At 33.7% G+C, this 14968-nt stretch carries 16 protein-coding genes; 8 read left to right on the forward strand and 8 right to left on the reverse strand.

The features are described from left to right. Positions 1 to 45 precede the first annotated feature (45 nt). Positions 46 to 825 carry a DUF1223 domain-containing protein gene (locus J7E44_RS16425; protein ID WP_214831496.1) on the forward strand — a complete coding sequence of 260 codons (780 nt, stop codon included), beginning with the start codon at positions 46 to 48 and terminating at the stop codon, positions 823 to 825. A 53-nt stretch (positions 826 to 878) separates the two neighbouring features. Then, positions 879 to 1280, forward strand: a complete 402-nt coding sequence (locus tag J7E44_RS16430; RefSeq protein ID WP_214831497.1) for a DoxX family protein — start codon at positions 879 to 881, stop codon at positions 1278 to 1280. Positions 1281 to 1694: 414 nt separating this feature from the next. Here J7E44_RS16430 and J7E44_RS16435 read toward each other — a convergent pair whose 3' ends face one another. The 3 genes from J7E44_RS16435 to J7E44_RS16445 all read right to left on the reverse strand — a co-directional run bounded on the left by J7E44_RS16435 (position 1695) and on the right by J7E44_RS16445 (position 4752). After that, positions 1695 to 2684 (reverse strand): MBL fold metallo-hydrolase, encoded by a 990-nt coding sequence (locus tag J7E44_RS16435; RefSeq protein WP_214831498.1) that lies wholly within the window; start codon positions 2682 to 2684, stop codon positions 1695 to 1697. A 72-nt stretch (positions 2685 to 2756) separates the two neighbouring features. Further along, a complete protein-coding gene (locus tag J7E44_RS16440) occupies positions 2757 to 3758 on the reverse strand; it encodes an aldo/keto reductase (RefSeq protein WP_214831499.1) in 1002 nt (333 codons plus the stop codon). Between the two features lie 88 nt (positions 3759 to 3846). Further along, positions 3847 to 4752 carry a helix-turn-helix domain-containing protein gene (locus tag J7E44_RS16445; RefSeq protein ID WP_214831500.1) on the reverse strand — a complete coding sequence of 302 codons (906 nt, stop codon included), beginning with the start codon at positions 4750 to 4752 and terminating at the stop codon, positions 3847 to 3849. A gap of 464 nt (positions 4753 to 5216) precedes the next feature. Between J7E44_RS16445 and J7E44_RS16450 the strand changes: the two genes are divergently transcribed. Continuing rightward, a complete protein-coding gene (locus J7E44_RS16450) occupies positions 5217 to 5504 on the forward strand; it encodes a GNAT family N-acetyltransferase (RefSeq protein WP_214831501.1) in 288 nt (95 codons plus the stop codon). 2 nt (positions 5505 to 5506) lie between these two features. On the opposite strand, the gene J7E44_RS16455 is transcribed toward J7E44_RS16450, so the two are convergent. Next, positions 5507 to 6604, reverse strand: a complete 1098-nt coding sequence (locus tag J7E44_RS16455) for an MBL fold metallo-hydrolase (protein WP_214831502.1) — start codon at positions 6602 to 6604, stop codon at positions 5507 to 5509. Between the two features lie 174 nt (positions 6605 to 6778). Between J7E44_RS16455 and J7E44_RS16460 the strand changes: the two genes are divergently transcribed. The 3 genes from J7E44_RS16460 (at position 6779) to J7E44_RS16470 (ending at position 9763) form a co-directional block, all read left to right on the forward strand. Beyond that, positions 6779 to 8284 carry a S41 family peptidase gene (locus J7E44_RS16460; RefSeq protein WP_214831503.1) on the forward strand — a complete coding sequence of 502 codons (1506 nt, stop codon included), beginning with the start codon at positions 6779 to 6781 and terminating at the stop codon, positions 8282 to 8284. A 7-nt stretch (positions 8285 to 8291) separates the two neighbouring features. Beyond that, positions 8292 to 9125 (forward strand): helix-turn-helix domain-containing protein, encoded by an 834-nt coding sequence (locus J7E44_RS16465; protein ID WP_214831504.1) that lies wholly within the window; start codon positions 8292 to 8294, stop codon positions 9123 to 9125. Positions 9126 to 9187: 62 nt separating this feature from the next. Next, the gene (locus tag J7E44_RS16470; RefSeq protein ID WP_214831505.1) at positions 9188 to 9763 is read left to right on the forward strand and encodes a DUF417 family protein; all 576 of its coding nucleotides are present in this window, start codon (positions 9188 to 9190) and stop codon (positions 9761 to 9763) included. Positions 9764 to 9796: 33 nt separating this feature from the next. Here the strand turns inward: J7E44_RS16470 and J7E44_RS16475 are convergent, their stop codons facing one another. Then, complete coding sequence (locus J7E44_RS16475) at positions 9797 to 10390, reverse strand: hypothetical protein (RefSeq protein WP_214831506.1); 594 nt, start codon at positions 10388 to 10390, stop codon at positions 9797 to 9799. 18 nt (positions 10391 to 10408) lie between these two features. Then, positions 10409 to 10909, reverse strand: a complete 501-nt coding sequence (locus tag J7E44_RS16480) for an RNA polymerase sigma factor (protein ID WP_214831507.1) — start codon at positions 10907 to 10909, stop codon at positions 10409 to 10411. A 176-nt stretch (positions 10910 to 11085) separates the two neighbouring features. Here J7E44_RS16480 and J7E44_RS16485 point away from each other — a divergent pair, with 176 nt between their 5' ends. Then, entirely contained in the window at positions 11086 to 11820 is a 735-nt protein-coding gene (locus J7E44_RS16485; RefSeq protein ID WP_214831508.1) for an SDR family oxidoreductase, read from the forward strand. A gap of 111 nt (positions 11821 to 11931) precedes the next feature. On the opposite strand, the gene J7E44_RS16490 is transcribed toward J7E44_RS16485, so the two are convergent. Next, positions 11932 to 13560: an NADP-dependent glyceraldehyde-3-phosphate dehydrogenase gene (locus J7E44_RS16490; protein WP_214831509.1), complete on the reverse strand. Its 1629-nt coding sequence runs from the start codon at positions 13558 to 13560 to the stop codon at positions 11932 to 11934. Positions 13561 to 13730: 170 nt separating this feature from the next. On the opposite strand from J7E44_RS16490, the gene tpx reads away from it, so the two are divergent. Further along, positions 13731 to 14303: a thiol peroxidase gene (tpx, locus tag J7E44_RS16495; protein WP_214831510.1), complete on the forward strand. Its 573-nt coding sequence runs from the start codon at positions 13731 to 13733 to the stop codon at positions 14301 to 14303. 69 nt (positions 14304 to 14372) lie between these two features. On the opposite strand, the gene J7E44_RS16500 is transcribed toward tpx, so the two are convergent. Next, on the reverse strand, positions 14373 to 14828 hold the full coding sequence (locus J7E44_RS16500; RefSeq protein WP_214831511.1) for a hypothetical protein: 456 nt from the start codon (positions 14826 to 14828) through the stop codon (positions 14373 to 14375). Positions 14829 to 14968 lie beyond the last annotated feature (140 nt).

The following is a 14968-nucleotide window of genomic DNA, read 5'->3' on the forward strand; positions in this document are numbered from 1 at the left end:
TTTTAACATCACTCAGGTATCTACTTTTGAATAAAATTAAAAGAAATGATATCTAAAAAACTATTGATAGTAGGTGTATTTGTCGCTTTACTATTTACAATTTCTGCATTTGTGCAAAAAGATAAGACTAACGAAAACTTTAAAAACATTCCGATTGGAAATAATGGTGGTTTTGCAGTCTTAGAATTATTTACTTCTGAAGGATGCTCAAGCTGCCCTCCTGCAGATGCTTTAATGGGACAGATTAAGGAAAGCAGCAAAGATCAGCCTGTGTACATATTGGCCTATCATGTTGATTATTGGAACCGTCTTGGTTGGAAGGATCGGTTCAGTACTCCAGAAAACTCTGAACGTCAGCAACAATACAGCAGGCTACTAGGTTCTCAGGTTTATACTCCACAACTTGTTATCAATGGCAGACAGCAGTTTGTAGGATCAGATAGAGAAGCCGTTGAAAACTCTATTGTTAAAGCCTTAAGTAGTACTGGTGGCAGTATAATAGATCTGAAAGCTCAATCTGATTCTAAAGCAATCAGTGTTGCCTATAAAGTCTCAGAAAGCAATACTCAAAACAAACTACTGATCACATTGGTAGAGAAGAAATCTTCTACTAACGTAGCAAGAGGAGAAAATGAAGGCCGACATTTAGAACACTGGCAGATCGTTCATCAACAAAATCAAATTTCTTTAAAAAGCAGTTCTGAAGGCAGTTCCAGCTTCCCGTTACCTAAGGATTTTAATATCAACAATTGGGAGATCATAGGATTTATTCAAAATGCAAGAACAGGACAGATTTCGGGAGCTTCAAAAGCTATATTTCAATAAATCTTCAGGAAAGGACTAGACAATAAACAATAATAATTTAAAACAATAAAAAAATGAAAACAAAAACAACAAAAATCATCTATTGGTCAGGAGCAATTTTTATGTCATTATGGTTTGGAACAAGTGGTATATTTGAACTCATTAAAAGTCCGTTTGTATGGGATATTACTTTACAACTTGGCTATCCCCCGCATTTTATTTATATACTGGGAGTCTTCAAAGTTTTAGGAGTTATCGTACTTTTAGTTCCCAATAAGCTATTAAGATTAAAAGAATGGGTATTCGCCGGAATGTTTTTCGATATTACCTTCGCTTTCTTTTCTAAAATTGCAGTTATTGGATTTCCATCTACCATCGATGCTATTATAGCGTTTACCGTTCTGTCTATAACGTATTTTATGTTTAGAAAAATTTACAGTTCTGAACTGGTTCTTAATGAGGTTAAATTTAATTAAATATGAAAGATTCTTATTAAAATAAATCCTCTCAGTATTGAGAGGATTTATTGTTGAAACTATATTGTAGGAAATTTTATCTTTTCTTTTGTCTTGAAACAAAAGAAAAGATAAAATTTCAAGACTGGAATTTTCGACTAAAATAAACTTTGTTCTCTGAAAATTCTAAACTCGTACGGATATAAAGTGTATTTATTATCAAATTTATGTCCCGTACTCAAACAATAGAATTTTCTTAACGTTCACAAAATTTATTTTTTTTGACGCCTCAACTTTCTAGGTCGTAACGGAAAAATCTTCGATTTTTTTTAAAGAACTGATGTGCCCTTTTTTTATACAGCATGAATTAACCTTAAAAAACTTAAGTGTTTAAAAACTTTTGTGACTTTTGTGGTTTAAATCGTTTCTTTTGTCTTAGCTCATAAATGATTCCGGGATCCATTCAAATACACGATCCTTCTTTTTAGTAAAACCTAGACCTGGCCAAGGTAAATGATAGGCAAAAGCTCTGGATCTGGTTTCAGCTAAGTGTTCAAGGACTTTTTTACGTGATGCTATAGCAATATCCAGATCAGTATCTCCAAAATATCCCCAGTCAGGATGTGGAAACAGAATAACATCAGAGTGCATAAGATCTGCTATATACAATAGCTTCTCATTTCCTGAGGTTATAGTCACCAAAGTAAGTCCTGGCGTATGTCCTGGAGCTAGTTGAAAGTTAAAATTCTCATATAATGTTTTGTCAAGTTCATAAAATTTCAATTTTGGCTTTATTGTTCTCAGAATATTCTGAATACCGGGAATAACCTGATTAAGAAAATCAGGCTGATTCTTTAATGCACTGTTATTAAAATCTTTGAGTGTCGCCTGCATCCAAAAATCGTGTTCAATTTTTGAAATAAACATTTGAGCATTTGGGAAAACCAATTTGTTTTGTTTATCTACTACTCCACCGATATGATCGGGATGAGCATGAGAAAGAAATATATCTGTAATATCTGAAGCTGAAAAGCCCGCTTTTTTAAGACTTTTCAATAAAAATCCGGTTCTGGCATCAGCAAAAATCCCCATTCCGGTATCCATTAGGATCAGCTTATTCTTTGTTTTAACCAGTAAGACATTCATTGCCATATCGATAGAATTATCAGAACGAAAATTATCTTTAAGAATCATTTTCATTTCTGATACATTTCCGCGGGGAGCAAAAGAATTAAGATTCTCTTCGTGAATAAATCCGTCCGAAAGAATGTACAGATCGAAATCACCCAACTTTATTTTTTTAACACCCGAAAGGTCATCCTCTGTGAGTACCGTTTTCCGCTCACCTGCTAAAGAGCTTGAAAAAGGAATGACACTGAAAGCCCCGGCTAAAATTCCATTTTTTAAAAGTTCTCTTCTATTCATAATTAAATTTGTGATTTGGTAATAAAAAAACATGGATTCCCAAATAATCAGGAATCCATATTTACCTATGTTTTAGTTGTTAACCAACTTCATTGAGCCTTCACTATATCTTTCTCCTACATTAGGATATTTCTTTAAAATCATATCAATAGTATCCAAGTCGGATGTAGAAAGTTCAACATTAATTGCTGCGATATTTTCTTCGAGATATTTAATTCGTTTAGTTCCTGGAATAGGAATAATATCATCGCCTTGATTAAGGACCCAAGCCAAAGCAAGTTGAGTTCCTTTTATTCCTTTTGAAGCAGCCAGATCATTAAATTCCTTAACCAGCTTTCTGTTATTTTCAAGACTTTCTTCCTGATAGCGAGGTAATGATTTTCTGAAATCGTCGTCACCAAAATTCTCAACTTCATTAATGTTTGCAAAAAGTCCTCTTGCTAAGGGAGAATAGGGAACTAAAGAAATTCCAAGCTCTCTGATCGTGGGTAAAATTTCTTTTTCAACATCTTTGGTAAGAATAGAATATTCTGACTGCAAAGCTGTAATGGGATGAATATTATTTGCTTTTTTAATGGATTCTGCAGAAGCTTCTGATAAACCAATATATTTTACTTTTCCCGCTTTTACAAGATCAGCCATTGCTCCTACGGTTTCTTCAACTGGAATATTTGGATCAACTCTATGCGCATAATACAGATCTATAGTATCAATTTTCAAACGTTGCAGACTTAAATCTACTGCTTGTCTGATCCATTCTGGAGAACCATCAAAATAGGTTCCTGGAGCTCCACTATGACTCGCTTTACCATCTTTAAATCTAAATCCGAATTTTGTAGCGATAAAGATTTTATCCCGATTCGGAACTAAAACTTTGGAAATTAGCTTTTCATTTTCTCCATTGGCATACATATCTGCAGTATCCCAAAAGTTCACCCCCAGATCCAGGGCTTTATGCAATGTATTGATACTTTCCTGTTCATCTGCCGGGCCATATGCAAAGCTCATTCCCATACATCCTAAACCAATTGCTGATAGTTGTTCGTCTGTGTTTCCTAATTTTCTAAATTTCATGATTGCTTGTGATTTTAAATTACAGGAACAAAATTATAACAACGTAGATTAATTTTTCATATAGAATTCAAACTAAGAATTATAAAATTCAAACAAGGTCAGTTCTTAAGGCATTGGGTGTACTTCCGGTTTGTTTTTTAAAATAATTGGTAAAATAAGCAGGTTCTTCAAAGCCAAGTCCATAAGCAATTTCAGAAATATTCCAATCTGTATGTTTTAAAAGAGCATTGGCTTCCTGAATAATTCTTGCTGTGATCTGCTGGGTTGTCGTCTTTCCGGTCATCTCTTTCACAGAACGGTTTAGAGAATTTACATGAACTGAAAGGCTTTCGGCGTAATCATTCGGTGATTTCAGTTTTAAATAGGATTCAGGGCTGTCGATAGGAAACTGCCGCTCCAACAATTCCATGAACAACGAGGCTACTCTTTGTGAAGCATTCTGATGGTGCTCAAAATTCTCAGCAGGATTCATCTTCATGGTTTCATGAATTAAAAGATGAAGGTAATTACGGAGCATATCATATTTATGGATATAATCGGACTCAATTTCAGTCATCATTTTATCAAATATATCAGAAACTTTTTTTTGCTGCTCTTCATTAACAAAGAAAACCGGTGTTCCTCCTATTTTGAAAAGCGGTGAGTCCTGAAGATTTCCCAAACGGGTTCCATTTTGCATGAACTGATCTGTGAACAGACAGAACCATCCTTTCTGATTATCGTCATCCGCTTCCCATGAATATGGAATAACAGGGTTAGAAAACAGCAATGCTGGTTTATCTACACGGATCCACTTATCTGCATAATGAAGTTTACCCTTTCCAATAATCAGCGAAACTTTATAAAAATCTCTTCTGCTGTATGGGGTAACCAATGCACAGTTATCGCGGGAGAAAACATTAAAATGTCCTAAACCCGTATTCGAAAGACAGGAAGGGAAAACTCTTACCTGCGTACGATGGTAAAATTCTTGTAATGATTCTGATGATTCCATAAAGCAAAGTTATAAAATTCAAACAAAATCAAAATATTTTATTTTATACAGTCTGGGGAATAAAAAATGACTGATCTTACGAACAGTCATCAAGAAAAATTTGAATATATAGTGAAATGTGATTCATTATGGTGTTCATGTCATTTCAATTAAAATGCCAAAGCGGGGAAATCCTTTATTTATCTTTGTTAAAGGCTTGTAAGCAATTGAAAACGTAGGAAATAAATTTGGGTGGGATTTGAAATTGTGTCGTAAAGAGTTCGAGGTTATGATATTATAGTTAGATAATTACTACCTTCAAACTCTCCTGCTCTCAAACCTATTTAGCTTAATTTAAAAGAATATAAATTAGACTTAGCTTATTAAAAATTAGCCTGTTGTATTATTTTAATTTGTAATTTTAAAGAAGAGATCTGATCTTAAGTTCTCAAAATCATTTTTAATTCAACCTAATCTCAATACTTATGGAAAATGTAAAATTTGAAATATCTCCATATCAAGATGAATTGCAGATATTAATTGATGAGAAGAAGGCTGGCTATATGTCCATAGCGATTGATGGCAGACAATTAATTGTATACTACACCAAACTTAACGAAGATCTTGAGGGGCAGGGATATGCCAAAATGCTTCTAGATGAACTCGTACGATATGCTGAGGAAAAAGACTTGTTAATAGATCCTGAATGTGATTTTGTAAGACAGCAATTTGAAAATCATCCGAAAAGGTATAAAGATATCTGGCACGCCTGAAGTTAATCTTCCCACCATGCTTTGAATTGGTTATCGGATCGATTTAAGTCTACTCTCTCTCCAATCATAGGAGTAAGGATATGTAAATTTTTCTCTTTACCGGAGTTTGCTATTTTTTTTAGCGGTTCATTCCATGGATGAAGCGCCAAAGCAAATTTTGAAGAATGAACAGGAATAATATATTTAGCATTAATATCTATACTCGCCTGTATCGTATCTTCAGGAAGCGTATGGATATATCTCCAGGCTGCATTGTATTGTCCGTTCTCCATAATAGCATAATCAAAAGGACCATATTTTTCACCGATCATCTTAAAGTGCGTATCATAACCACTATCACCCCCTAAGAACATCTTTTTTGTTGGTGTTTCCAATACATAAGAAGTCCACAAGGTTCCATTTCTTTTTATTTTTCTTCCTGAAAAATGTCTTGCCGGTGTAAAAGTTATTTTAATATTATTTTTTAGATTAGAAATACCACCCCATTCTTCTTCAATCAGCTGTTCTTCTTTGTAGCCCCACTTTTCAAAATGTGCTCCAACACCTAATGGCAAGATAACCTTTGCAACTCTATCTCTTATCTTTTTAACCGTAGGATAATCCAAATGATCAAAATGATCATGAGTAATAACAAGGTAATCAAGATTGGGAACATCTTCGGGTTTAAAGATATCAGACCCGGCAAAAGCTTTATTAAAAAACTTAAATGGCGATCCGTATGTGCTTAAAACCGGATCAATTAAAAATGAAACACCATCTGTTTGGATAAAATATGATGAATGTCCCAACCAAACAAAAACATTCTGATCTTTTGGAATTGTTTTTAAATCGGTATGTATAGCAGGTATATTCTTTAAAGGTTTTAAAAGTGGGTCTTTTTTTGCCAGAAAAAAATCATAAAGAACACCAGGCATGCTATACCCTTCTGCAATTGATGGTGTATGGCTAAGGTTCTGAAACTGCTCATCTCTGTAATGCTCAGATTTCCTCATTCTTTCCAGTCTTTTCCCTTTAGGTTCAGCGCCAAAAACGTCCTGATTGATTATTAAAAAATATGCCATCACTAATAAAATGGCTATCGCAATAATTAAATACATCATTTGATAAAAAATAAGCATCAAATGTATTAACTTTTGTGATTAAATGATATAGCTAACAAGCAAATAACCTATTTATTTAACGTAACATTATAGGTCATACTTAAAAAATTATCATTATTTTAATATTTGAATAATTATAAACACTTAAATTTGTTGGTTTTAAACACAAAGGCTTTGAAAATTTCATTAATTCTACTCGGACTCATTTTCCTGTGGTCCTGCTCTTCTGTCACAAATAGTGAGCAACAGGAACGACTTGTCATTCCTCCTGATCAGCTAAAAAAAGATATTGATTATGCTTATGGCAAATTAAAGGAAATGCATCCTCAACTTTATCGGTATACCACAAGAAAAGATCTTGACCGAAGAATTGACAGCCTTAAACAAACCATTGACACCCCTCTAACACCTGTTCAGTTTTATTTTAAACTACAACCTGTAATTACAACAATAAGAGAAGGACATCTTTCACTAACGATTCCTTTTGATAAATTAAAAAAGGATTTCCATGGGAAGAAATTATTTAATTATTTTAAATACTATATCAAGGGAGACCACATGTATATAGTGGAAAATAAGGATTCTATTCATCACATTAAACCTGGCACTGAAATATTAAGTATTAATGATGTTCCCATAACATCCTATATCAACAGATATAAAAAACTGATTAGCAGCGATGGGCAAAATACTACTTTTACACCCTATTATCTAAAAGATACTTTTTTTTACTTTTTCAGTATGGAAAATGGCTTTTTGGATCAGGTAAAACTTGAAACTTTATATAGTAATAAGAAACAAACCTATATTCTGGAAAGAGAAAAGCAAAATGAGGTGGAGCGAGAAAAATCCAGAAGTCAGACTACCGATAATAAAGGAGGCCTCCATTGTTCCACAAACAGAAATTTTCAATTTTTAGATCATGATAATTCTATTGCTTATATAAGCATAAAGAAATTTTCAGATAATAATTCCGATAAATTCTATAAAGAAACTTTTGAAAGAATTAAAGAAGCAAAGTCATCTTATCTTATACTGGATATCAGAAATAATTATGGCGGTTCCTTACAGGAGATCAACAATCTTTACTCCTATTTGGTTTCTGAACCTTTTACGCTGATAAAACCTTCAAGATTAAATTCTGGCTTTACCCCACTAAAAACCAATTATTTCAAAAAGAGCACACCTCTTGAGTATGCATTGAAAGGAATAACCTACCCAACCTATTTTTTTCTTAAAACCCTTCATACATATAAAGGAAAAGATGGTAAATTTTATTATAAAATAAAAGCTGATAAAGTTACCCAACCGAATAAAAATGCCTTTAATGGGAAAATCTATGTATTGATTAATGGTGGAAGTTATTCGGCTTCTTCTATTATCAGTTCTAAATTAAAGTTTGATAAAAAGGCCACACTTGTTGGTGAAGAAACCGGTGGTGCAAATGACGGAACTGTTGCAGGATTTTACTCTTATCAAATACTTCCAAATTCTAAACTGACCCTACCTATCGGTTTATTGCTGGTGAACCCAAATATCACACTTACCAACTCTCTAAGAGGAGTAATACCAGATATACCAATCAGTGAAACCTTACAGGATATTATTAATAAAAATGATGTTCAGTTAAACTGGATAAAGGATGAGATAGTAAAAGAAAGGGAAAACCGCGTAAAATAAGTTGACAATGAAAAGTACATTTTTTTCAGTCCAAAAATCAGATTCAGAATATTATAAAAATATTTTTAGCGATTCTTGTTATCATATCTTCTTATTTGAGGGCATTGGAAAGATTGTGATAGATTTCACAGAATATGATTTTAATGGGAAGATTGTTCTTTTCTCTTCACCTTTTCAAAATATTCAGATCTTAAGTGATCATTCTATTGGTGTTGAAACCCTTAGTTTTCATAGTGATTTTTATTGTATAGAATTTCATAAAAAAGAAGTTGCGTGCAACGGTTTATTATTTAATAACATTTATCTCTTTCCTTATATTGGGTTAAACAAAGAGGTTTTTGATGAGATTTCAGAATATTTTTTAAAAATTAAAAAAATTGATCTTCATGAAGATTTCTCAGAATCCATTTTACAATCCTATCTTCAGCTCATTCTTGCCATCTGCAGTAAGGAGAAAAATAAGATGCTTTCCGACAAGGATTTAGTTAATGATGATTTCAAAGAGTTAAAATCTTTTCAGAATTTGGTGGAAAAGCATTTTATTGCTGAGAAAACCTTATCATTCTATGCAGATCTACTGAATATCACACCTAATACCTTAAGTAAAAAGATTAAATCACGCTTTAATAAAACACCTTCACAAATTATCCAGGAAAGAGTTATTCTGGAATCTAAAAAGCAGATTCACCTAACCCGTAAATCATTTAAAGAAATTGCGTTAGAACTTAATTTCAGCGACGAATTTTATTTCAGTAAATATTTTAAAAAACATACAGGTGTTTCACCTACTCATTTCCGCAAAGAAGCAGGTATTTCGATTGTTGCAGATTTGTACAAATAAAGTCCATAATCTTCCATTCCCTTGAGTATCCATTCGTTCTAATTTTGTCAAAAAAAAATAGTATGATTGAATTCTTAGCCCACTCACAGAAAAACTTTATTCATATTTTAAGAATAAGTGTGTTCATCGTCATGGCGTGGATTGGAGGATTAAAAGCTTTTCATTATGAAGCTGAAGGAATAATCCCATTTGTTGCCAACTCTCCTTTTATGAGTTTCTTTCTTAATAAGAAAGTTTCGGACACTGATAATTATAAGCTTCATAAAAGCAAAGAAGGAGAGGTGATTCCTGATCATATAAAATGGCATGAAGTAAATGGCACTTATACTTTTTCTTATGTATTAGGAAGTCTTATTCTTGGTATTGGAATTTTAGTTGTATTGGGAGTATTCTTTCCTAAGATCGGATTATTATCAGGAATTTTAACTGCTGGAATGTCTATTATTACTCTTTCTTTTCTTATCACAACACCAGAAGTCTGGGTTCCTGATTTGGGTGGTCCAGATCATGGTTTCCCTTATCTCTCAGGAGCAGGCAGACTGGTTATAAAAGATATTATTATGTTTGCAGCTGGTTTAGTGATAGCATCAGATTCGGCAAAAAGTCTCTTAAAGCAGTCTAGTAAATTGACTATATAAGATTTTCGGCGGGCATTCTGCCCGCCGAAAATTTCACTTCTGAAACTCTAATAAGAGCTCTTCTATTTTCATAATATATTTACCATAGAATTTCTGAAACCACCATTTTCCAAGGAGATATAAAAAGAATAATCCAAATACGACAGAACCTATCAGAATGCTCGCTATTTTAAGATCACTTAAGGGTTGAGGCCGAGGGATAAATTCTAATACAATAATGATCTCACAAACAAGAAAAGGAACGAAACTCAGATAAAATGAGAGGTAATATTGTTTATTCAGATTGAACTGATGAAGTAAATCTTTTAAACCATCATAAGTCTTCATCACAGGATCGCCCATTTCCTTATATAGCTTAAAGAATTTATTAAAAAAAACAAAGGTAACCAGAGCCATGGAAGCCAATAGTATAGTAAGATAAAATTTAAATTTAAATGGTGCTCCGCATAACCAGACTATCACAAAACCAAAAATAAAAATTCCAATTGTGGAGAGAAACTCATGCCTCATATTTTTACGCATCCTTTCCAGAGGAAGATTAATCTTATTTTTATTTTCAATAGTGATTTCCGGTGTTTTCTCAAAAACATCATCATTCCACGTATTTTTTAGTTCATCTATATTCATTGTTATTGATTTAAAAAATTAGTATTTATTTGAGTTTAAGATATCTTTCAACTTATTTTTAGCGCGATTCATTTTTACTCTCACATTTCCTTCAGAGATTCCCATTTGCTCAGCAATTTCACGTCCGGGGAAGTCTTCCAGATAATAGAATATAAAAGCTTTATCTATTGGGTTTAACTGATGAATAGCCTGATACATTGCAGATAATTTCTCTTCTTTTTCATCATCATACTCATCTTGTACGATCTTGTAATTTGAAAAATCCTCATTAGCGATAAAACTTCTTTTCTTTTCAGATTTTAAAAATACGATCGCCGTATTCAAAGCTATTCTGTATAACCATGTAGAAAACTCACTTTGTCCTTTGAAACTTGGATATGCTCTCCAAACCTGATAGGTAATCTCCTGAAAAAGATCATCGCGGTCATCCTTATTATCCATGTACATTTTAGAAATCTTGAAAATGATTCCCTTATGTTTTTCAATTTTTTCTAAAAATTCTTGTTCTAATGCACTCATGGTTTTTAGCTCTATAGAGTTAGTGACACTTTAGTAAAAATGTTACAAGTATTTATGAAAATAATAAAAATACATCCACGCATTTAAAAAAGTTCAATATAAATTTCGTTTTTACCATTTGGTAAATAGAATGGTTTACAGTTACAAGAAATTTGTACCCATAAAAATAAGTAGTAATGATACCAACAACAAATTCTTTAGATGGAAAACATGTAATACTAATGGGCGGCAGTGCAGGAATAGGTCTTGCAACAGCAAAAGCAGCGGCCGAAAAAGGAGCTATAATTACTATTGTCGCTTCTAATCAACATCGTATTGATTCAGCATTAGCCCAGTTACCTGAAAATGCAACAGGTCAATCCGTTGACTTGAGTAAAGAAGAAAATATCCAGAATTTCTTCACGAATCAAACTTCCTTTGATCATCTTGTATATACTGCAGGTGAGAATCTTCAATTAACGAATATTGAAGAAACTTCACTTTCAGAAGCACAAAAATTCTTTACAATTCGGTATTGGGGTGCTTTGGCAGCTGTAAAATATGGCTCATCAAAAATAAATGCCGGAGGTTCAATCGTTTTAACAAGCGGAATTGCGGGTAACCGCCCTGGAAAGGGTTGGGGAATTGCAGCCAGCATTACCTCAGCTATGGAAGGTTTTACCAGAGCTATGGCAGTTGAACTAGCTCCAATAAGGGTTAATGTTGTATCTCCAGGTATTGTAAAAACAGACTTATGGGGAGCTATTCCGAAAGAAGCCCGTGAGGAGATGTATCAACAATATGCAGACAGTTTATTGGTGAAAAAAGTCGCAATTCCTGAGGACATTGCTCTTGCTTATATTTATCTGATGGAGCAAAGTTTTGGAACAGGAAATACGATTGTTGCAGATGGTGGTGGGGTTTTAGTTTGAACTGGCGCTCCGATTGCGTAATTCAAGTTCTGAAATTTGAGATTAAATTATAGAAAAACCGTACTAAGTTTAGATTTAGTACGGTTTTTATTTTGAATTTATTACTAATCTTTAGAAGATATAATCTGTACTTAAGAAATTGGAGTCATGGTCTCTTACGATTGTGTTCAACAATTCTTTATTGGATTCCGTAAGTTTGGCTGCTACTAAAGATCTTATGGAAAAAGAACGAAGGGCATCAAATACGGAAAGCGTTCCTTCAGCACTATCCTTTCTTCCTGTAAATGGGAAAACATCCGGACCACGCTGTGCCTGACAATTGATATTGACACGGCTTACAAGATTAACAAAAGGATCGATGAGTTTTGATACTTCATGTGGATCCTGACTGAAAATACTTACCTGCATTCCATGAGATGCATTCACTTGATAGTCGATAGGCTCGTCGATACTGTCAAAGGGAACAACTGGAATTACAGGACCAAACTGCTCCTCATGATACAGTTTCATTTCACTGGTAACAGGATACACAACTGCTGGAAAAACAAAAGAAGCTTCATTATAGCCACCATTCTCATTTAAAACTTTAGCACCATGAGCAATTGCATCATCAATACATTCTTTCAGATAAGGCGGTTTATTAACTTCTGGAAGAGGTGTTATTTTCACGTCTTTTTCCCAAGGTAATCCTGGTTTTAAGGCAGATACTGCTTTGTTCAGCTTATCAGTAAATTCAGCTGCTACTTCTCTTTGTACAAATAACAGTTTTAGTGCTGTACATCGTTGTCCATTAAAGGAAAGTGCTCCTAAAATACATTCGCTTACTGCTACATCAAGATCTGCATTCTTAGTGATGATCGCTGCATTTTTTGCATCTAAACTTAAAATAGCCCGTAACCTGTTTACTTTTGGATGCAGCTTTTTCAATCCATTAGCTACCTTACTGGATCCGATAAAGGCCAGTACATTTACTTTTCCACTTTCCATGATCGGTGTAATAATTTCCGAACCTTTACCATAAAGTGTATTTACAGTTCCTTTTGGAAAAGCTTCTTTAAAAGCGTTTAGTAAAGGATAATGAGCCAAAACACCATGTTTAGGAAGTTTAAATAAAATTGTATTTCCCATAATTAAAGCCGGGATCAACGTCGTAAATATCTCGTTTAATGGATAATTAAATGGCCCCATGCTTAAAACAACTCCCAGTGGAGCTCTGCGAATCTGAGCAATCGTTCCTTCGGCTTGTTGAAAACGTGAAGATTCACGATCCAGATCTTTTAGTGCATCAATGGTCTGGTTGATATAATCTACCGTACGATCAAATTCTTTTGTGGAATCCGCCAATGTTTTTCCAATTTCCCACATTAGCAGTTTAATGACCAGGTCACGTTGCTGGATCATTAAGTACACAAATTTTTGCATACATTTTATACGTCCTTCCACCGACATTGTCGGCCACTCACCCAGTCCGTTATCATACGCTTTTACCGAGGCTTCAAGAACTTCCATTGCATCTGCCGGACTGATGTTTGGAATACTTCCCAACAGCTTTCTTTCAAGCCCGTTTTCTGTACGTATACATACCGGTGAGTAGATATTCATGACCTCCCCTTTCCATTCTACCAATTCACCATTAAGAAGATAGGTCCGCTGGTGAATTTCCTGAATTTTAAATTCTTCAGGTATTTCGTTTTCGCTTTTAAAAATCTCGTGAAGGGATGAGTTATGTACTGAATCCATATTTTTTATCTTTTTAATAATTAAGTGTCGACTTTTGATAGAATAAAGGTAGACGTTACAATTGATTATAAAAATAGGTGATTAATAGATTCGGTCTATTTAAAGACTGTTTGAATTAAAATTAATATTTGAATCTAAAAAAAGAATAATTTTGTTAAAAATAAAATTCAATGTTTTCAAAATTAATTTTCAGCGCATTATTATTTTTCTCTGTATCTCATTTCGCTCAAAATACTAAAGCGGAAAATACGATTATGATGGGAGGAAAACCAGTACATACTTACTCGAAATTACCGGCCGTAGATAAAGCGGCTCCGAAATTTACGCTTGCAGATGTTGCTATGAAAGATCAAACACTAGATTCTTACAAAGGAAAATTCTTAATTCTTAATATTTTTCCAAGTGTAGATACAGGTGTCTGCTCAGCTTCTGTCCGTCATTTCAATGAAGATGCGGCCAATCTTCCAAACACAGTGGTTCTTTGTATTTCTAAAGATCTACCTTTCGCACAGAAAAGATTTTGTGGTGCTGAAGGCATAAAAAATGTAGTGATGCTTTCAGACTTCCGTTCTGACTTTGGGAAAACCTATGGTGTAGAAATTACAGATTCCATGATGAAAGGTCTTTTGAGCAGAGCTGTTGTTGTGATCGACCCTTCGGGAAAAATTGTTTATGAAGAGCAGGTTGCAGACATTTCACATGAACCTAATTATGAAGCAGCGATTAAAGCCATAAAAAATTAAGCTTCTATTCTTAGAATAGTTTAAAAAAAGCTCCAGCGATTTTCAATCGCTGGAGCTTTTTATTCATATCTAATCTCCATCACATCCTATTCCATTAAATTCTTTGCTGGAATAATGCAGGAATAATAAGGCTAAAGCATCATCTACAGAATCATCCATTTCAATACTAAAAAAAGGATTTTTAAACCATTTTTTATGCGTTTGGATATCTATCAGCAATTTTTTATGTTCGAACAGTTGCATTCCTTTACCAAATTTAAAGTGACAAACCTTCGTATTATCGCCTGTTTTCACAATCCTGTCTTTACCAAAATCTGTGTAGTAGATCACTTTTCTACCGTCTGAAAGTTCTATGTCATTCCATAGAAAACCTACATTTTTGATATCATATCGTTTGGAGTCACACATAATGTATTTCTTCCAGGGGATAATTTTATTCACCTCCACAATTTTTCCTATTTCTGAATTACTTTCTGAAAACAGGGTTAATTGTCTCTTTTCGAATTTTGCAATATATCTTTTCAAAGGCTTATTTTAAAATTAAACGGTCTTTTGTGAAAAGTTTATAAAGCTAAAATCTCCATGATAGACAAGGCTCAATTGGCCTTTCTGATTACGAGTTACATCACTCCGCCATTGACAGCTAGGTTTCGGTGCCGAAATTT

It is taken from the genome of Chryseobacterium sp. ISL-6 (assembly GCF_018613715.1).
Lineage (GTDB): Bacteria > Bacteroidota > Bacteroidia > Flavobacteriales > Weeksellaceae > Chryseobacterium > Chryseobacterium paludis.